Source organism: Neobacillus sp. S1227 (genome assembly GCF_055385255.1).
The window spans coordinates 5,265,942-5,285,961 of the sequence record NZ_AP038276.1; the positions used below are offsets into that span (position 1 = coordinate 5,265,942).

The following is a 20,020-nucleotide window of genomic DNA, read 5'->3' on the forward strand; positions in this document are numbered from 1 at the left end:
AGGTGTAATTTTACTCTTTTCTACGTCAATTCTATAGAAAGTAGTCTAAAAAAATGAGCAAGTCGCTCTACTTTTTCAGCCATTTCATCAATTGAAGCAGCTGGGCATTTTTCGTTTGCAGAGCTTCTGTCTGAGCGTCCTTGTCCCAATCGTAAAAACCCTTGCCCGATTTCATTCCCAGTTCTCCCTTTTGCACTTTTTCCGAAAGCAGCCGGGAAGGTTCGGTCCGGTTTTCCAAGTCCTTATAAAGGTAGGACGCAATATGGTGATGGACGTCCAAGCCATTCAAGTCACGCTGTTCCAACGGTCCGGTGAAAAGCAGCCGGACACCGAGGCTCCAGCGGACCACCGTATCGATTTCCTCCGCTGTTGCAATCCCTTCTTCCAACAGCGAAATGGCTTCACGCGCCATCGCATGCTGAATCCGGTTGCCGATGAAACCTGGGATGTCTTTTCGAATTAAGACAGGTTCTTTATGAATTTCTTTGAAAAATTGCAGTACTTCCTCACATACTTCATCGGAAGTCTCGTCACCGCGAATGATTTCCACTAACGGAATAATCGCCGCCGGCATGAAAAAATGCGTGCCGATAAAACGCTCCCGGTGCTTTAGCTGTTCGCTGATCTGGTTAATGGATAACCCTGAAGTATTCGTAGCAAAAATGGTTGACGGCTCACAGATCTTTTCAAGCGTTTGAAAGAGAGTTTGTTTAAATTCCAAGACTTCCGGAATGGCCTCAATCACCATCCAGGAGTTTTGCACATCTTGAAGGCTGTCTGAAAGTGAAATCCGGCCGAGTGCCTCATTCATTTCTTGTTCAGAGATAAACTCATATTCTCTTAAAATCTCATACTGATCTCTAATTCTATCCACGGCTTCGTTCAGAATAGCATGATTCTGTTCTACCATGTGAACGTTTACATGATGTTGCGCAAGTAATTGAGCAATCCCCCTGCCCATCGTTCCCGCACCAACAACTGTAATTTTTCTATCCTCCATAAGAACTGGTCCCTCCTTATACTGAAAATAAAAAAACCCAGCCCCATAAAAGATAAGAACACGAACATCCTTATCTTTCAATGGAAAGCTAGGTATCCTAAATTACATGAAACGGGTAATTTCACCATTAAGAAACTGCTTCTCATTAACTATTAATACTGTTTATACTATTATGATATTTCTAAATTTAATTTTCGTCAAGTGATGCATGGGGACGGTTCTTGTGCATCAAAATACTTTTCACAGAGTATAAAATGATGCACGAGAACCGTCCCCATGTCCCACCCATGTCCCACCCTTAAAGTGGTTCAGATATCAAATTAGAGATTATATTGGCAGCCTCTTTGACGATTTCGATGAGCTTGTCCGTGTTGAATACGGAGAATCTTGCTGTAGGCAGGACTAAACTAAGGCTCCCTTTTATTTGATTATTGCTGAAGATGGGGGCAGCGATGGCTGAGAGTCCGGCATCAAGTTCACCATGAGAGATGCAGTAGCCATCGCGGCGAATTTTGGATATCTCTTTTTTAAACTCCTCCCAATCGCCTCCTAAACCGGCCTCCCCAATTTCATCACGACGTGATTCAAACAGTTTGATGAGATCGTTTCTTTGCAAATTAGCGACGATAATTTTGGACGTGGAACTCTTGAAGAGCGGGTGTGGAATCCCCCTTGAGTAGCTGATATCCATTTGTTTATTGTCCGGTGCTTCCGTATGTACCACCAAAATTTCTTCATTAAAAACATTACTCAATAAAACCTCGCAGCCTGTCAGATTCACAAGGTTCTCCATAATTGGTTTCCCCGCTTTGATAAGAGGGTCGGAAATTCTAACTTGGCGATCCAATTTAATAATTTTAGGCCCAATCACATAGGAACCGCCTTTTACCCTCGCCAATAATCCTGCACTGCTTAATTCTCTTACATATCGATAACCCGTTGGAACGGAGAAATCAAATTCATTGGTGATTTCTTCCGCCGTCCAAATCGGTTTTTGCTCCGTAAACAAATCAAGAATTGCCAACATTTTCGTAAGACTTGACATGTCTGGCCAACACCTCTTCCACTATTTCACATTCTGAGTCCATTATAACGGTCTTTTCACAAAAAATCCTGCCAACTTTTCAAGCATAAAAAAAGAAACCCTGAAGTTAAAAACAACGTCAAGGTTTCCCAGATTACCTAATTCATTCGATAGTCTCGATTTCGAGGATGACCTAATAAATCCATCATCCTGCCTTTTGGCTTTTCATGGTTTGTGTTGCCTCTTGCGGACGAACCCAAATCCAAAATAGAAGACCACTTACAAAAAGTAAAACAGCACCTAGAGTAAAGGCTTGGTGAAACCCTGTGATGGTTGAGGCAGCATTTTGGATAATTAGACCTGTCACGAAAGGAGCGAGAATCCCAGCTAAATAATAAATAGCCGTATAACTTCCTTGTGCTTTTCCGTAATGTTCCTTTGGAAAAACACTAGTTAAAATGGCCGGCCCTAGCACCATAATAATACTTCTTAGTGAGACCGCCAAAGCTAAGATGGCCACTGCCATCACATTCGATTCGACTACCGTTGCCAGGAAGTATAAGACCGCTGCCAAAAGGATCAATGGCCCAACAATAAATACCCGTGAACGGACAACATTTTGTGTTTTTGCATAAATCCGGTCTGACACCGATGAGAAAAAAAGCTGTGATATAGTCGTCAACACCCATGGAATCATGATGGCGAGCTGCAGCATCGTACCATTGATTCCTCTAGCTTTTTCAAAGTAGTTAGGAAACCAAGCCAGTTCAATGGAGAAAAACCAATAAGAAGCAAAAGCACAAAGAGAAATGAAAATAAAATTACGGGAAACCAACTTTGGCAGCACTTCTGACCAGCTTGCTTTCGGACCGTCCTCCTTTTTCGCCGCTTTGGATATCATTCCAACTTCTTCTTTATTTTCCTTCACAATCAGCACCCATAATAGAGTCCAAATGGCTCCAATGACACCTAAAAAGATGAAAGCGGATCGCCAACCATGATTGACGATAAAGTAAAGCAGTACTGGTGCGGCAATCGCTGCGCCGACCGTATTACCGACAGATACCAACGTCAGGCTTACCCCAACTTTTTCCTTCGGAACCGATTTCGCAGCCATAACCATGGATAATCCATAGGTTGGTCCTTCCCCTGCACCCAAGATCATGCGGGTAATGACAAGATACGGCAAACTCATCGTAAAAATAGTGGCAAATTGGACGATCGCCCAAACGGACGTAATTGCGGTAATGACTCGTTTTGTACCTACAGAGTCAGATAGAAACCCGATGAGTATTGCTGATATAGAAAATAACCAAAAAAAGGAGCTGCCGACAATTCCCCATTGAGAGGGCGATAAATCCAGTTCCTTCATAAGCGGGACGGAAGCAAGTCCGATTATGGCTTTATCGGCAACGTTAATAATAGAAACAGTAAATAGAAAACCAATTGTCAACCATGCATTTTTACTGATTTTTGAATCAGAATGCGCTTTCAAATCATTCATTGGCGAATCCCCCTATTAAGTTTATCTTATACTCTTGTAAACTCCTTGACCATGGCAAAACCTTCTTGCATTTTTTGGATGAACTATTATGATTCTGTTTCCACACCCTTTGTTATCGGAATTTTTTAAAAATTTATTTACATTATATTCGTAGTGTTTATCATAATGCAATATAAATTTTTAAAAAAATTATAAAATTAACAAAAAATAATATTTATTTATTAAATTATGATAATATCTCGAAATTAAACTGTCGCCATTATTAGATAAGAGTTAAGAATTTTTCACAATAATCCCATTTTGATAATTAATAATAAAATATTAGGTAAATATCCAAATGTTTTATAAACAATTATCAAATTATGATAAAGTTATTGACAAATTGAAACAACCTGTTTGATAATTATGAATATTAACTACTGTTTTAAAAGTGGATATATGAAAAACCAAAAATGAGGTGAAGTCTTGATGTATGCAGATGTAATTGTCGCGGGCGGCGGCCCAACTGGGGTCATGGCTGCCAATATATTAGGAAAATACGGATTAAAAACAATTGTGTTTGACAAATTAAAGGATATTTATCCCAACCCAAGGGCGGCAGTAATCGATGATGACATCGCCAGGATTATCCAATTTGCAGGGCTCGAAGAGGAAATACTTAAGGTCTCCACCGTTTCGAAAGGATATAAGTTCTTAAATCAGCAGCGAGTGCCAATGTTCGGCTTTAAACGTAAGGATGGCAATACACCAAATGGCTATCCCACATCATTGACAATCAGGCAGCCTATGATTGAGAAGGTATTAAGAAGCGGTCTGGAACAGTATGAGAATGTCACGTTGTTTAGTAATCATGAAGTCCTGAATGTGGAAGAACACAACGACCTTGTAACCGTGACTGTAAAGGATTTAGCGTCAAAAGAGGAAAAAACCTATCAAGCAAAGTATGTGATTGCAGCCGACGGCGCGAGGAGTAAGATAAGAGAATTAATCGGTATCGAAAGGGAAGATATGCATTTTAACCATCCATGGTTAATTGTCGATGTAAAAGCTCCAAAGGAACTGAATTTGCCTAATATTAATCAGCAATATTGCAGCCCATTCCGGCCGGCAACCTATATCTATCTTGGCAACGGTCTATATAGATGGGAAGTTGCCCTACATGAGGACGAAAATCTGAGCACGTATAAAACAGATGAGTCGATCAAAGAACTGCTATCAAATTGGATGGACACCAAAGATATTACCGTGGATCGAAAAGTAACCTATGTGTTCCGGTCCTTGCTAGCAAAGCATGGCCGTAAAGGGCGGATTTTCCTTGCTGGAGATTCAGCACATCAAATGCCGCCGTTTTTAGGTCAAGGACTTTCATCTGGAATTCGCGATGTAGCGAATGTTTGCTGGAAAATTGTCCATGTCCTCCGATACGATTTCCATGAATCTATACTAGATTCCTATGAAAAAGAAAGATTGCCGCACGTCGAAAGGATTATGCGCCAAGCTGTACAGCTCGGAGAAATTATCCAAACCGACAGCCAAGAAATCGCGGACTTCAGAGATCGTCTATTTAACTATTTAAATAGCATTCCAAATGTGAGAGACGCATTAAGCAACCTGGTGCGGTCCACTTCGCCAATCGGGACAGGGTTTCACCACGCTACTCTAAAACAGGAAGAAAATATCTTGTTCCCACAATCGACTGTGACATTGGCTGACGGAACAAAAGCCAAATCAGATAATGTAATCGGCGGAAGATTTGCCGTTGTGGTTTCCGCAAACGTTTCCAAGGATAAATTCGATGAGTTAAAACAAAAATTAGCCTCCCTTGGGCTAACGGACTTTTTTGCCTGCCTGCAGGTGGTGACACTTCCACCAGTCAAAGACGGACAAATCATGGTGGAGTCACCACAGTTTTCGGAATGGTTTGAACAAAATAGAGTTGACGCCGTGATTGTTCGTCCAGATCGATATGTCTATGCAAAATGCGCGGTTGATGCGGCTGACCAGATATTGGAGGATGCAGCGGCCGACCTTGGAATGAAAGTATTGAACTAAAATCAGATGAAAATTACAAGGGTGCCCTTGGTAGCACCCAACGAACTTGAAGCATTGTATTACCGGATTGGAGATGAGGTTATGATTAAAACGATTAAGTTAGGTTATGCCGATTTTAACTGCACGGATCTGTCCAGGATGGCGGATTATTATGAAAACGTCGTCGGGTTGTCCCTCGTTGAAGAAGGAGATCAGGGCGAGAAATATCTTAGCAGCAGCTTAGACCATCATAATATTGTGTTAAGAAGCAGCCGCAAAAGTGAACTATCAACGCTTGGCTTTCAAATTGCAGAAACTAGTTCTTTGGAAAATATTCAAAAATTCCTGGCCCAGGCCGGGATACATTCTGAACTAAAATCCGATTTTCAGCCGGGGATAAGGAAGTTATTGGAGCTGCAGGATCCGGATGGCTATACCATCCACCTATATCACCATATCGACATGCCGGCACCGGGTTACAAGCGGGATTCGATTTCACCCTTTAAATTAGGACATATTGCATTAGGTTCAAAAAAACAGCAGGAGTCGGTTGATTTTTATAGGGACATCTTAGGGTTTCTTGAAACGGATAAAATTGGCAACCGGGCCGCCTTTTTAACCTGTAATTCCGATCACCATGTCTTGAACATTTCAAATTTTGGACATAAAATCATGCACCATATTGCTTTTCAATTAAAAGATTCGAGTCACCATACGTTAAGTGCCGATTTTCTTGCCAGTAAAGATATCCCGCTAGTCTGGGGGCCATTCAGGCATACCGCCGGGCATAATCTCGCTTCCTATCATCATGACCCGGAGCTGAATTTAATTGAACTGTACACGGAAATGGACCAATATATTCCGGAGCTCGGGTATTTTGAACCGCGTCCCTATCATAGTGAGCTGCCATTGCGGCCAAGAGAGTGGCCAGGCAACTGCAAATGGTATCCAAAAGTAGAGCGTGATATTATCGACTCTGTTTTACAAAAAGTAGAATTTAACAATCGTTTAGTTTCACAAATACATGATTAATAGATTAGGATGGTGTTAGTAATGAAATTAGTAAGCTATCAAGTGGAGAGCCAAAACAAGTTTGGCATTGCGAAGGATAATGGGATTGTAGATTTAACGAAGCGTCTGGATGCTGCAGACTTAAAGTCTTTATTGGCCGCCGATTTAGCGGAAGCCTCGAAGTTCGAAAATGAAACAGTGGATTATACTTTCGAGGAAGTTACCTTTTTGCCTGTCATTCCGAATCCTAATAAAATCTTTTGTGCCGGAGTCAATTACGATGATCATCGTAGAGAAGTAAATCGTGATAAAACGGAAAAACCGGTGATTTTCTTCCGCCTTGCTGATTCGCAGATTGGCCATAATGAAGCGATTTTGCTGCCACAGGAATCGGATGTACTGGATTATGAAGGCGAAGTGGCTGTCATCATCGGAAAACCGGGCAGACGGATTCCGAAAGAGCAAGCGTTTGAACATGTAGCCGGCTATGCTTGTTACAATGATGCCACGATCCGCGACTGGCAGCGGCATACCCACCAATGGGGCCCTGGAAAGAATTTTGAAGGAACAGGTGCGTTTGGGCCATGGATGGTCACTCGTGATGAAATCGAAGACAATGAGATTTTAACGCTTGAAACACGTTTAAATGGCGAAACATTGCAGCATACTACAACCGACTTAATGATTTTCTCTATTCCTGAACTGATTCACTACCTCTCCTCCTTCATCACACTAGTGCCAGGCGACGTCATCGTCACAGGCACACCAGGCGGAGTCGGCTTCAAACGTAACCCGCAAGTCCTAATGAAAGCCGGAGATGTAGTGGTGATTGAAGTAAGCAAAATTGGAATCCTTCGCAACCAAATCAAAGAAGAAGAATGATGCATGGGTGATGCATGGGGACGGTTCTTCTGCCTCATTTCAAAGTGATGCAGGAGAACCGTCCCTCTGCTTCGAAAGGATGATTATAAATGAAAAATACAAATACTTTATCTGAAACAATCAAAGTGATGCAAAATCATGTCTCTGTTCGTAAGTATTCGGCAGAGCCGATTCCGAAGGAACATTTGTTGGAAATCCTAAAGTCAGGCCAAAGTGCAGCTTCCTCTCATTTTGTCCAGGCGTATTCGATTATCCGCATTACCGATAAAGATAAAAAGGACCAAATCGCTGAGCTTGCAAAAAATAAGCATATTAGTGACGCTTCAGAGTTTTTATTATTTTGCGGTGATTTAAAGCGCCTTGAAGCCGCCGGCAGAAAGCACGGGATTGTGATTGAACATGATAATCTTGAGAATTTTATCGTTGCCACTATTGATACCGCGCTCATTGCCCAGAATATCATCACGGCGGCCGAATCACTTGGTTACGGTGGCTGCTATATTGGCGGCGTCCGGAATAATCCAGGTCCGATTAGCGAGCTAGTTGGTCTTCCAGACCAGGTGTTTCCGCTTTTTGGACTATGTTTAGGAATTCCTGCCGAAAGGAACGAGGTAAAGCCTAGACTTCCGTTGGATGCTATTCTCCATGAAAATGTCTATAACGCGGAAAAATACCAAGGTTTACTTGAAGAATATGATCAAACCATGAGTACCTATTATCAGCAGCGTTCTACCAACACCAAAAACACCAACTGGACCGAATCAATGGCCCACTTCATGAAGGATAAGAGACGAGTACATATGCGGGAATTTATTGAAAGCAAAGGATTCCATTTGGAATAAATGAAAACTCGCCGATTGGCGAGTCGTTAGGACGAAGACAGAGGCGAAGTTGAATTTATACTTTCCTATTATCTAAATAGTGAATCATATCCGGCGTCATTTTTAGTGCGCTGGATATTTTTTTGCTCGTCCCCATCTGGGGAGGTACTTTTAAAAAGAAATTTATTTGTGTAACTAACAAACTTTAAACGACTCGTGAGGGGGTTCTTGTTTAAAATTTACCCTGATGATGCATAAGAACCGTCCCCATACATCATGCTCTATTTATAAGATTTGGAGAGACCCCTAAGATTCTGGCTGCCTGCCGTTGGGTTATACCTTCGATGGTCTTTACTTTTTGGAGGACTTCCTTTCTATGGGCCTTTTGCAATCCTTTTACTTGGGCAATTTCGATAGGGTATAACAGCAGCTTAATTTCTTCCCTTGCCTCTTCATCTGGCAGCCTTCGTCTTTTATCTTCCAAGCACTCATCGTTATTACTTTTTTCGTTATATTCTTTGAATTTTTCTATGGCAAAAGATTGATTATCTGATATCTTTCCGAGAATAAAATTTCCATCGAGCAGCTTTCTTTTATCATGATGTACAAAAGCGTAATAATCACGGCAGCTGCTCCATCTCCATTCAACGGGCTTGTCTGCGATTCCAGCTTTAACTGGATTTTGGTGGATGTACCTTATTACAGTTAGCAAATACCGGTTGTCTTCTACATTTTCACTTCTGAATCGCCCCTGAAACAGATGCCCTGTCGTGTCGTATTTCCAGTTATAGAATGAGGCATAGCTGACACCAATCCGTTTCATCGTCGTGGATATGTCCTCATTCCCTTCCCGGATAAGAAGATGGACATGATTGCCCATCAAACACCAGGCGTATACTTCAATTTGCGACTCCATTTTGTACTTTAAGAGAATATCCAGGTACCTCCTACAATCCTCATCATCATGAAAAATCTCTTGCCGATTCGCTCCTCTCCACATAATGTGATAAATACCGCTAACACTTTTTACCCTAGCAGTTCGCGACATCACAATCACCTGACCTTGAATTTAGTTGGGGGGAAACCAAAGTGATGCATGGGGACGGTTCTTTTGTCTCAAAATTGTATTACGCTGTAATTTCAAAAATATTCTTGTAGACCGATATGATTATCAATATGGGAAAGTCATAGTAATGTGGTTCAAAAACGGGCTGAAAAGAAGAGCGAGAACCGTCCCTTGGTTCCGCTTGGTTCCGGGGGTTAAATCTGAGGTTACAGCTCTATCATATACTAATCAACCTTGTTTTTCACCTATTTACCTTTTGGCGGAAAGGAAAAAATTGATGCACGAGAACCGTCCCCATGCATCAAAAGACCTGTTTTTGTGCGATTTATAATATTCTCATATTCTATTAATAGCAGCTCAATATTTCTCCTGTATTTTTAATTATGAAATACATAATCTTACAGGAGATGATGGTAAATGAAAAAGAGTTTAGTAGCTGGATTAGCTTGTTTATCTCTGGCTGTGACGGCAGACGCTCCTTATGCCGCATTGGCCAAGCCGATTGAAATTTCTCCGACTGAAAATGGACAATCGACCTTACGTCCGCTTACCCCTGATGTGGCGGTGATCGCCCACCGCGGGGCCTCCGCCTACGTTCCAGAGCATACACTCGCAGCCTATAAGCAGGCGATGACGATGAAGGCAGATTATGTGGAATTCGATTTGCAAATGACCAAGGATGGCCAGTTGATCGCAATGCATGATGAAACACTTGCGCGGACAACGAATGCCAAGGAACTTTATCCGGACCGCGCCCCATGGCGGGTAAAGGATTTTACTCTTGAAGAAATCAAGCGTCTGGATACAGGGTCATGGTTTAACAAGGCCAACCCGGACAAGGCGAAGCAAGAGTATACTGGACAGCAGGTCCCAACCCTTGAGGAAGCCATCGAGTTTGTCAAAAAGCACGGAAACGGCAAAGTCGGTCTTTACATGGAGACAAAAGCACCGAACGTTTACCCCGGAATGGAAGAGAAAGTCATTGATATTTTGAAAAAAACCGACGTTCTTGACAGCGAAAAACTGTTCCTAGAATCATTCAGCGAGGACTCGCTTCGCAAGTTAAAAACACTTGCCCCTGATGTCAAGCTCATCCAGCTTTATACAGGTGCTATGCTGGCTGGCAAGGATGTCTCACAGGAAATGAAGCGAATCTCTGAATATGCTGCGGGGGTCGGCCCAAGCAAGGAACTGGTTGTTCCTAAGCTAATGGAAGCTGCCCATCAGAACAAGCTTCTTGTTCATCCATGGACCGTCAATGCAAAGGACGATATGGTATCCTTGCTCTCGCTTGGCGTGGACGGACAGTTCACAAACAATACCGACCAGCTTGTCGATTTAGTAGAAAAGCCGTTTATTTCACACGGCGTGGCGAGCGGGGATGTAACTGATTCGTCTGCGATTCTTTGGGCACGAGCCAACGCAGCAACAAATGTTCAATTTGAAATTTCCACGGACAGCACTTTTAAAAAAGATACAATGGATAAAACAAACTCCGCTGAGGCGGCACATGATTTTACAGTCAACGTAAAAATTGACGGATTGAAGCCGGACACGACCTATTATTACCGTGTCCATGCGGTTTCCAGCAAATATACTGTGAACGGTACCTTTAAAACGGCACCGGAAGAAAACAGTTTAAAACCATTAACGATGGTTTGGGGCGGCGATACGGGCGGACAAGGAGAAATACCGCCATATAAATCGTTCAAAGCGATGTCCGCTATAAATCCAGACTTCTTCCTGTTCAGCGGTGATACCATCTATGCCGATAATGCAACACCGGCTGTTCCAACCCCTCCTTCTGAAACGGTACAGGATTTCTGGGCCAAGTATAAGGAGAACCGTACCGATGCCGGGCTGCGCAGCCTTTTGCAAAAAACAGGCACCTTTGCCATCTGGGATGACCATGAGGTAACGAATGACTTTTCCGGCCCGTCACAACCACTGACACCAACAGGTTTAAGTGCGTTTAAAGATTACTGGCCGATTTCAAGTGAACGCAGTGAGGCAGACAAGCTTTATCATAAGTATTCTTGGGGCAACACCATGGATATGATCATCCTCAACAACCGCAGTTATCGCTCTGCAAATGCTGAGGCGGATAGTGCGGATAAAACAATGCTTGGGGAAGAACAGTTACAATGGCTAGAGCAGCAGCTTCTTGAGTCCGATGCTAAAGTGAAACTTGTCGCAACTTCCGTGCCAATTTCAATCCCAACGGGAAAAGCAATGGCGCGCGATGGATGGGCCAACGGCTATAATGTCAACCCAAATGACCCGACCGGTTATGAGAACGAGTTCAAGAAGATCTCTGATTTTATCATTGAAAAAGGAATCAAGAACGTATTTTTCGTCACAACCGACGTCCATTTTGCGGAAGTCATTAAATATGACGCCAACCACGACGGAAAGATGGATTATAACGAACTCATCAGCGGCCCAATCGGCGCGGTAAAAATAAACCCGGGAACATTGGATCCAACCTTCGGACCTGAAAAACTATACGCAGAAGGCAACTTCTTCAACTTCGGCGTATTCCGCGTCGACCCAGCTGGGCAACAAGCAACAGTAGAAATCCAAGACGAAAACGGCAAAACCCACTTCAGCCACACCTTCGAACTGGAGTGATGCATGGGGACGGTTCTCATGTCTCAAAATAGTGGTCAGGCAATGCAATTTTAAAAAGCAACGTGCGGAAATGATGCAAAAGAACCGTCCCCACGTGTCAAAGGACGGTTCTTGCTTTATATTCCGATAAATTCAATTGTGCTTTGACACATCATTTTCTTTCCATACTGAGTATCCGAGCCAAATAAACGCTACGCCTGCAAGAGGTTGCGCTACGTAAGATCCGTATGGGATGAAGTCTAATATTGGAACAATGACGAGGATAATAGCCGGCCAGCGAGGAAGGACACCTTTTACAGCAGTCCATAGACCAAATAGCAGGATTCCGATAAAAAATGGATATAGTGATAAGGAGACCCCGGTCATCAGTAAGTCCGGAGGATTATCAAGCAGCGCTGGAGCAGATTTTTCCAGCACGGGCACTACAAAGGACTGAACCCAGCCATGTCCCGTCCACATAGCAGCACCGAAGAATGCGATCAGGAAAACAATGAACCCTGCGGCGCCAGAAACATTTATTTGTCGAAGATACATACCGGCAAGTCCCAGCAGCAGGAGCAGCATGCCAACTAAATCAACATATGCTCCAAACGCTTCCATTGAAATGTTATACCAAATTGACAGTGAGACAAAAAGAATTCCTGAAATAATTGAACACAAACCAGTAAAACGAATAAATGAAGATATGGTCATAATCTACACTCCTCCCTTACATTCGCATTCCTGATAAATGAATTCAACCTTTCCCGTCAAATCAGCAAAAAGCGCCACATCAGTTCCCCGGCCTAAAGCCCCCCCTTCCTAATCCCTATATACATTGTATTAATCTAAGTTTCTAAAAAAGAACATTAAATAATGCAAAGGGAAGGTTCTGCCTTATTTCAATGTGATGCAAAAGAACCGTCCCTATGTCCCAAGTTGCCACCCTCACAATTCAAGGAGGGTGGCTTTTTCATGTTGGACATATCGTTTTGTAAAAGTATAGTAAATTTTCTGACAAGAGTCTTGATTTTCCACTGTTTTAAAAATAAGATTAGTAATCAAGCAAGGATTTTCATCAAACGGGGGATGGTATGCATGGAACAAGTAAAAAAGAATTTTCATTCTATACTGATGCTAATTCCTAGTGCTCTCCGAATATTTTTGAATGTGTCTCTGGTGTTATTAGCGATCATTCTAGCCATATTATTGGTGAAGGAATTACTCATTTTTGGTCAAATGTTATTAGAAAATAGCAGCCATAACCACCAACAGTTTTTTGCCAATATCCTGCTATTCTTTTTATACTTTGAGTTCATCGCGATGATTGTTAAATACTTCAAAGAACAATACCATTTCCCGATCCGGTACTTTTTATACATTGGCATTACCGCCATGATCAGGCTTATCATCGTGGAGCACGATTCTGCTTTAAGTACCTTATTCTATTCGCTTGTCATCCTAATCCTTATCATTGGGTATTTCATTATCAACCTAACTCCCCGTGAAAGGCCTGAGAGGATTTGGAGGCATGGTTGATGCACGGGGACGGTTCTTATGCCCCATTCTTTGTATAATAGCGTGGAGTACGATAGTACATGGTCTGGTTAAAGGCTGGAAAGATCGAGTTAAAGTGTATAAAGATGTTTGCATCGTACAGTTCAGGGTACTGACGGAAAAGACAATGGTCGCCATAGATGATGGCAGATAGGGCAAGGTTTAATTCACGCTGAAAAATTAGGAATCGCAGCTGTGCCGCTTGTTCATCAAACTCTCCTCCACTCACATACACATTTCCACTTAAAAAAGGCATACCTTTCTTCGTTGTCATCCATTCTGCCAATACCTCATCACGCTTGGAAACGTTAATTAAATCGTAATGATTGCCAATGCTTAAAAACAAGTCACCGGTTGCATCGGAATGTGTCAGCGTGTACTTTCGTCCATGAACCTGCATAGAGGTCGAACCAGACAACCAGTTAACATGCAGCTTAGAAGGATTAAAATCCGGACTCATAATCATACTCCCCATAGAAGATTCAACTAACCCTCTATAGAGTATTTCGAAAAAATGAAGACAGTGAAACTATTTTGGCTGTTCTTTTGTATATAGTAATAGACTATGATGCACAGGTTCTTCTGCTTCAAATTAGGACAGAAGAACAAAGTCACTAAACGGTGGCACTTTGATAATCTTTTCATCCTTGCGAAGGCGCCGCCAGTTCCGCTTTCATTCTATCCCGGTCTTCCAATGGTTCTACTCTCGTTTCTTTTCCATCTTAATCTCCCATAAAACCTCAATATTTAATATAAACGAAACAGTACCATTAATAGGTTAGTATGAATAACAAAAAGAGAAGTGCACATGTGGCACTCCTCTCTAAATCTCTAATGTCAAATGGGAAACTTTTAATAAATCCCCTTAAGTTCCCTTAATGATGAATTAAATCTATGGCAAGACCAGTAACTAATCACACTTTTCTCATTTTCTATAAAGAGTACACTTTCGAGCTTATAAGGTATTTATCGACAATATCCTGTCGGACCTTGAATCCAATTCCAGGTCCGTTTGGTACAGCGACAATACCTGGCTTGCTTAGGACGACCTCTGGTTCAATTATATCTTCTGCCCAATATTTCTTGGAGGCAGAAGTGTCTCCTGGAATCGTAAAGTTTGCAAGAGATGCGATCGCAATATTATGGGCCCGTCCGACCCCAGATTCAAGCATTCCGCCGCACCATACAGGAATTCCGTAAGATTGACAGAGGTCATGCATCTTTTTCGCCTCTGTTAATCCGCCAACACGTCCAACTTTGATATTAATGATCTTACAGCTTCCTAACTCAATCGCTTTTCTGGCATCCTCTACAGAATGAATGCTTTCATCCAGGCAAATTGGCGTTTCTAATTGGCTCTGTAGTTTAGCATGATCAATAATGTCGTCATGGGCAAGCGGCTGCTCAATCATAATCAGCCCATATTGATCCAACTCTTTTAAGATGTCGATATCCGCCAATGTATACGCAGAGTTCGCATCGGCCATAAGCGGCACATCATACCCGAATTTTTCACGGACAGCCCTTACCCGCTCAACATCAACACCCGGCTTGATTTTGATTTTAATTTTTTTATAGCCTTCCTCAAGGAACTTTTCAACCTTGTTTAACAAGCCTTCAACGGTTGGCTCAATACCAATACTTACACCAACCTCAATTTCTTCTCTTTCTCCACCCAATACCTCCGCAAGGGAGATTCCCTTTTGCTTCGCGTATAAATCCCAAATCGCGCTTTCGATACTTGATCTCGCCATGTTATTTCTGCGCATCCAGGCAAATTCTTTCGTAAAATCCTCTGGAGATTGAAAATCCATTTCGAGTACCCTTGGAATGATGAACTGTTCGGAGATATGGATTGCAGTATCGATTGTTTCCTCATTATAAACTGGTGCATCCATCGCAACGCATTCTGCATAGCCGACATGACCATCTCCATAAACACTAACGAGAATAAATTCACGCTCCGTTTCCGTCATAAAGCTCGTCTGGAAAGGAGAAAGGAGCGGCATTTTTAAACGTTCAAATTTCACTTTTTGAATTTTCATTTGTGGTTCCTCCCAAAACGACAAAATGTCTGTCGCTATAATTTCTGTTAATTCCTCGTCAATTTAATCATCCGCCAGACAAAAAGCCGTTCATCTTGGTTTCCTAAAAAACGTTTAATAATCGACCCTCAGCCCGTTTTTTTCAAAGGTTGCCAAAATTGTCCTCGTTAAGATTTCCGTCCCCGCAATTAAAGCTTCACGGTCGAACGTCATTTTCGGATGATGCAGACCTGGTGTTAATCCACATCCTAACCCCAGCATCGTTGCTTTTACCTCTGGCCGTTTAACAGAATAGAAATGAAAATCCTCGCCGCCTGGCGTAACGCTTGGCGGCAGCAGGTTTTCTTCCCCTAGCACACTTGCAATCGATTCCGCCATAATATCCTTCGCTTCATCGTTTACCTCAGCCGCTACCACTCCTGATTCAAACGTATAGGTAATCTCTGCTTGATACAGCTCGGCAATACTGGCAATGACCTTTTCAACCTTATCCTTCAATAGCCCCATCAACTTATTAGATTGGGCACGGAGATCAAGGCTGAACTCAGCGGATCCCGGGATAATATTGCTATTTTCCCCGCCAGCCATAAGCTTTGTCATTTTAACGGAATAAGGGACCATTGGATTAAGGTGGATTCCATTCAAATGCTGAACCAATGCGGATGCAACTTCAATGGCATTTGTCCCTAGATGCGGCCGGCCGCCATGACCGTCTTCCCCGACAATTTTCCCTGAAATAAATTGGCCTGCTCCGTGGACAATAGCAGGGGACGCTTTCCCATTTTCAACCTCTAATTCCGGCCGCAGATGAACCCCATATAAATAATCCACATCATCAATGGCCTTTTTTTCGACCATGGTTAAGGCGCCATTTCCTTTTTCCTCCGCTGGCTGAAAAATAAACTTTACTTTTCCTGGCAGTTTCACATTCAATTTTTTCAGTGTCATAAACACACCTAATGCTAATGTCATGTGGGCATCGTGGCCACAGGAATGATTCGCTTTCCACGTGCCATCCACCTCTTGCCACAAAGCGTCCATATCTGCCCGGAGGCCCACCGTCAATGGCCCCTTGCCAATTTCCGCTACCACCCCTGGACAATCATCAAATGTCTGAACCACCTCTGCTCCTAAATCCTCTAGCAGATTAGCAATATACTTAGTGGTGTTTACCTCATTCCAACTCACTTCCGGGTGTTGATGAAGGTATTCAAAAATGTCAAAGATCTGAGATTTAAGGGTGTTAACCGCTAAGGTTCCATTCATAACTAAATCTCCTTTGTTTTACTGGGACGTGGCTTCTCCAGAAATCATGGACCGCCCCAGCCCCATTTATTTCGCAAAAACTTCCGTTTCTACTGTATATTTTTCCAAAGCAGCTTGATTAACCTCATAGCCAATTCCCGATTTTTTGGAGAGTTCAATATTGCCCGCTGAATCCATATCAATCCATGGGTCAATGATATCCTGTTCCCAATAACGGGCAGAAGGAGCTGTATCCCCCGGAATGGTAAAATTGTCCAAGCTGGTGATGGCTAGATTGTGTGCCCGCCCTATGCCGGACTCGAGCATCCCGCCGCACCATACCGGAATATTGTTCTCTTTGCATAAATGGTGAACTTTAATAGCTTCGGAGATTCCGCCTACTCTGCCAATCTTAATATTAATAATTTTACAGCTTCCAAGTTCTATCGCCTTTCTGGCATCCTCAACGGAATGAATGCTCTCGTCAAGGCAGATTGGGGTCTGAATCTCAGCCTGTAATTTGGCGTGATCGACAATATCATCATGGGCCAGCGGCTGCTCAATCATAATCAGCCCCAGGCTATCCATCTGCTTAAACAGGTTTACATCATTCAATGTATACGCTGAATTAGCATCGGCCATCATTGGAATATCGCCATATTTGTCTCTTACTGCCTGCAGCATTTCAATATCCTTCCCAGGCTTAATTTTGATTTTGATTTTTTGAAAGCCCTGTTCAAGATACTTCCCTACCGTTTCAACAAGCGCCTCTTTCGATTCCTGAATCCCGATACTGACTCCGACGGCAATCTTTTGTTTCGTTCCGCCGATTACTTCCGCAAGAGGCTTCCCCTGCTTCTTCGCATACAAATCCCAAATAGCGCCTTCCAAGGCTGATTTAGCCATATTATTACGGCGGACTTGTTTAAAAAGCTCATTCACTTCATCCGGATGGCTGATTTCTTCTTTTTGAAAAAGAAACGGAATAAGGAAATCCTTTAATATATGCCAAGCCGTATCGACAGTTTCTTCATTATAAAATGGGTTGGAGTTGACAACGCACTCCCCGTAGCCGATATCATTTCCAGCATAAACCTCTGTTATAATAAACTCCCGATTTGTCTGGGTACCAAAGCTTGTTTGAAACGGGAACTTTAAATCCATCTTTAGTCTTCTAAGTACAACTTTTTCGATTTTCATCCTTTTATCCCCTATCTTATTCATATAGATGGCACGCAACTGCATGATTCACTGCAACCATCTTCTTCACCGGAACTTCTTGTTTACAGATCTCCGTGGCGAATGGGCATCTTGTATGAAAAACACAACCAGATGGAGGGTTTAACGGTGAAGGAACCTCGCCTCTTAGAGTAATTCGTTCTTTTTTTACAGCAGGATTTGGTACTGGTACTGGTACTGCTGATAGTAATGCCTGAGTGTAGGGGTGAAGCGGATTAGCATACAATTCATCCGTCAGCGCCTCTTCTACCAGCTGTCCTAAATACATAACCCCGATACGGTCCGAAATATGACGTACAACACTTAAATCATGGGAAACAAATAAATACGATAATTGGAATTCATCTTGAATCTCTTCTAATAAATTTAAAACCTGTGACTGGATGGATACATCAAGAGCGGAAACCGGCTCATCACAAATAATCAGCTTCGGGTTGACCATCAGCGCTCGTGCTAAACCGATTCTTTGCCTTTGCCCTCCCGAAAATTCATGGGGATAGCGATAATATTGCTCCGACTGAAATCCTACTCTGTGCAGAATATCCATGACACGATCCATCCGTTCTGCTTTGTTGCCAATACGGTGGATTTTTAGGGTTTCTTCTAAAATATGACCAATTCTTTTTCTTGGATTCAAGGAGGAGTATGGGTCTTGAAAGACCATCTGCAGCTCTTTTCTCATGTTAAGGAGTTCTTTCCCCCTAAGCTTATAAAGATCCTTTCCCTGATAAAGAGCTTCTCCCCCAGTCGGCTCGACCAGCCGCATCACGGTACGTCCCGTAGTGCTCTTGCCGCATCCGGATTCTCCTACCAATCCATAAGTTTCACCCTCGAATATATCAAATGATACATCGTTGACTGCTTTCACGTGACTAGTCACTTTTCCTAATGAATTGGTGATGGGGAAAAACTTCTTTATGTTCCGTACCTGCAAGAGCGGCTGTTCTCTTTTAGCTGTTTGTACCGACATAGCGATCCTCCCCTGCTTTCAACACTTCTTCATAGTGCCAGCACCTAATTTTATGTCCGCTTACTTCCTCTTTGAGTTCCGGCATCTCTTCTTTGCATTTTTGGCTGGCAAACTCACAGCGCGGGGCAAATCTGCAGCCCTTCGGAACTTGATGCAGCGTCGGGACTTTCCCTTCAATGACATGAAGCTTTTCCGAACGATTCCCAGTTAATTGCGGAATGGATTTTAATAACCCCCGTGTATACGGGTGAAAAGGGGACTTAAATAACGTTTCTACATCTGCTTCTTCGATTACCTGTCCCAAATACATCACGACAACCCGAGTACAAACCTCAGCCACTACACCTAAATCATGGGTAATCATAATAGTTCCCATGTTATAATCCTCTTTCAATTCATGAATCAAATCGAGAATTTGTGCCTGTGTGGTCACATCAAGTGCGGTTGTCGGTTCATCCGCAATTAACAGCCGGGGCTGACAGGATAGGGCCATTGCAATCATCACACGCTGCCTCATCCCCCCTGAAAGCTCATGAGGATACTCATGGATCCTTTTTTCCGGAGAAGGAATACCCGTTAAACGAAGCATTTCAACCGCCCTAGCATATGCCTCTTTCTTGCTGCACTTTTGATGCAGAAGAATGGATTCCGCAATTTGATTGCCTACTGTGTACACCGGATTTAACGAGCTCATCGGATCCTGGAAAATCATCGAGATGTCATTTCCTCTAATGGCCTGCATTTCGCTTACGGAAAAATTCAAGAGATTTTTACCTTGATAGAGAATTTCCCCTTCATACATAGTGGAGCCTTCATCCAACAGCCGCAGGATTGATTCCGCTGTCACACTCTTTCCGCATCCGGATTCCCCAACGACACCAACAATTTCCCCCGCATAAACGCTAAAGGAAACACCATCTACAGCAGTAACCGCTCCCCGCTCCGTCCTAAAATGTGTTTTTAAATTTTTTACTTCCAACAATTTTTCCATCATTCACGCTGCCCTCCTCTGCTC

Annotated in this window: 17 protein-coding genes; 6 read left to right on the forward strand and 11 right to left on the reverse strand. The window is 42.8% G+C overall.

Features of this window, described 5'->3' with window-relative positions; genetic code table 11:
• Positions 1-67: 67 nt before the first annotated feature.
• The 3 genes from ACZ5AE_RS26300 to ACZ5AE_RS26310 all read right to left on the reverse strand — a co-directional run bounded on the left by ACZ5AE_RS26300 (position 68) and on the right by ACZ5AE_RS26310 (position 3,528).
• On the reverse strand, positions 68-1,000 hold the full coding sequence (locus ACZ5AE_RS26300) for a 3-hydroxyacyl-CoA dehydrogenase NAD-binding domain-containing protein (protein ID WP_464567542.1): 933 nt from the start codon (positions 998-1,000) through the stop codon (positions 68-70).
• Between the two features lie 298 nt (positions 1,001-1,298).
• Positions 1,299-2,045, reverse strand: a complete 747-nt coding sequence (locus ACZ5AE_RS26305; protein ID WP_464567544.1) for an IclR family transcriptional regulator — start codon at positions 2,043-2,045, stop codon at positions 1,299-1,301.
• A 184-nt stretch (positions 2,046-2,229) separates the two neighbouring features.
• Positions 2,230-3,528: an MFS transporter gene (locus ACZ5AE_RS26310; protein ID WP_464567546.1), complete on the reverse strand. Its 1,299-nt coding sequence runs from the start codon at positions 3,526-3,528 to the stop codon at positions 2,230-2,232.
• Between the two features lie 468 nt (positions 3,529-3,996).
• On the opposite strand from ACZ5AE_RS26310, the gene ACZ5AE_RS26315 reads away from it, so the two are divergent.
• From ACZ5AE_RS26315 to nfsA, 4 genes are all read left to right on the forward strand, one after another.
• Positions 3,997-5,580: a bifunctional 3-(3-hydroxy-phenyl)propionate/3-hydroxycinnamic acid hydroxylase gene (locus tag ACZ5AE_RS26315; RefSeq protein ID WP_464567548.1), complete on the forward strand. Its 1,584-nt coding sequence runs from the start codon at positions 3,997-3,999 to the stop codon at positions 5,578-5,580.
• Between the two features lie 81 nt (positions 5,581-5,661).
• A complete protein-coding gene (locus tag ACZ5AE_RS26320; protein ID WP_464567550.1) occupies positions 5,662-6,591 on the forward strand; it encodes a VOC family protein in 930 nt (309 codons plus the stop codon).
• A 21-nt stretch (positions 6,592-6,612) separates the two neighbouring features.
• Complete coding sequence (locus tag ACZ5AE_RS26325) at positions 6,613-7,452, forward strand: fumarylacetoacetate hydrolase family protein (RefSeq protein WP_464567552.1); 840 nt, start codon at positions 6,613-6,615, stop codon at positions 7,450-7,452.
• A gap of 89 nt (positions 7,453-7,541) precedes the next feature.
• Positions 7,542-8,294 (forward strand): oxygen-insensitive NADPH nitroreductase, encoded by a 753-nt coding sequence (gene nfsA / locus ACZ5AE_RS26330; protein ID WP_464567554.1) that lies wholly within the window; start codon positions 7,542-7,544, stop codon positions 8,292-8,294.
• A gap of 253 nt (positions 8,295-8,547) precedes the next feature.
• On the opposite strand, the gene ACZ5AE_RS26335 is transcribed toward nfsA, so the two are convergent.
• Positions 8,548-9,321, reverse strand: coding sequence for a transposase (locus ACZ5AE_RS26335; RefSeq protein WP_464567556.1), 774 nt, complete (start codon positions 9,319-9,321; stop codon positions 8,548-8,550).
• A 435-nt stretch (positions 9,322-9,756) separates the two neighbouring features.
• Here ACZ5AE_RS26335 and ACZ5AE_RS26340 point away from each other — a divergent pair, with 435 nt between their 5' ends.
• Positions 9,757-11,970, forward strand: coding sequence for a glycerophosphodiester phosphodiesterase family protein (locus tag ACZ5AE_RS26340; RefSeq protein ID WP_464567558.1), 2,214 nt, complete (start codon positions 9,757-9,759; stop codon positions 11,968-11,970).
• Between the two features lie 132 nt (positions 11,971-12,102).
• Here the strand turns inward: ACZ5AE_RS26340 and ACZ5AE_RS26345 are convergent, their stop codons facing one another.
• Positions 12,103-12,663: a hypothetical protein gene (locus ACZ5AE_RS26345; protein WP_464567560.1), complete on the reverse strand. Its 561-nt coding sequence runs from the start codon at positions 12,661-12,663 to the stop codon at positions 12,103-12,105.
• A gap of 384 nt (positions 12,664-13,047) precedes the next feature.
• On the opposite strand from ACZ5AE_RS26345, the gene psiE reads away from it, so the two are divergent.
• On the forward strand, positions 13,048-13,488 hold the full coding sequence (gene psiE, locus ACZ5AE_RS26350) for a phosphate-starvation-inducible protein PsiE (RefSeq protein ID WP_464567562.1): 441 nt from the start codon (positions 13,048-13,050) through the stop codon (positions 13,486-13,488).
• A 16-nt stretch (positions 13,489-13,504) separates the two neighbouring features.
• Here psiE and ACZ5AE_RS26355 read toward each other — a convergent pair whose 3' ends face one another.
• The 6 genes from ACZ5AE_RS26355 to ACZ5AE_RS26380 form a co-directional block, all read right to left on the reverse strand.
• Positions 13,505-13,966 carry a staygreen family protein gene (locus ACZ5AE_RS26355; protein ID WP_464567564.1) on the reverse strand — a complete coding sequence of 154 codons (462 nt, stop codon included), beginning with the start codon at positions 13,964-13,966 and terminating at the stop codon, positions 13,505-13,507.
• Positions 13,967-14,438: 472 nt separating this feature from the next.
• Positions 14,439-15,551, reverse strand: coding sequence for an o-succinylbenzoate synthase (menC, locus tag ACZ5AE_RS26360; RefSeq protein ID WP_464567566.1), 1,113 nt, complete (start codon positions 15,549-15,551; stop codon positions 14,439-14,441).
• Between the two features lie 114 nt (positions 15,552-15,665).
• On the reverse strand, positions 15,666-16,817 hold the full coding sequence (locus ACZ5AE_RS26365; protein ID WP_464567568.1) for a M20 peptidase aminoacylase family protein: 1,152 nt from the start codon (positions 16,815-16,817) through the stop codon (positions 15,666-15,668).
• A gap of 66 nt (positions 16,818-16,883) precedes the next feature.
• Positions 16,884-17,996: an o-succinylbenzoate synthase gene (gene menC, locus ACZ5AE_RS26370; protein ID WP_464567570.1), complete on the reverse strand. Its 1,113-nt coding sequence runs from the start codon at positions 17,994-17,996 to the stop codon at positions 16,884-16,886.
• 16 nt (positions 17,997-18,012) lie between these two features.
• Positions 18,013-19,005 (reverse strand): ABC transporter ATP-binding protein, encoded by a 993-nt coding sequence (locus ACZ5AE_RS26375; RefSeq protein WP_464567572.1) that lies wholly within the window; start codon positions 19,003-19,005, stop codon positions 18,013-18,015.
• Positions 18,986-19,999, reverse strand: coding sequence for an ABC transporter ATP-binding protein (locus ACZ5AE_RS26380; protein ID WP_464567574.1), 1,014 nt, complete (start codon positions 19,997-19,999; stop codon positions 18,986-18,988). Before ACZ5AE_RS26380 ends, ACZ5AE_RS26375 begins: the two co-directional genes overlap by 20 nt.
• Between the last annotated feature and the right edge of the window lie 21 nt (positions 20,000-20,020).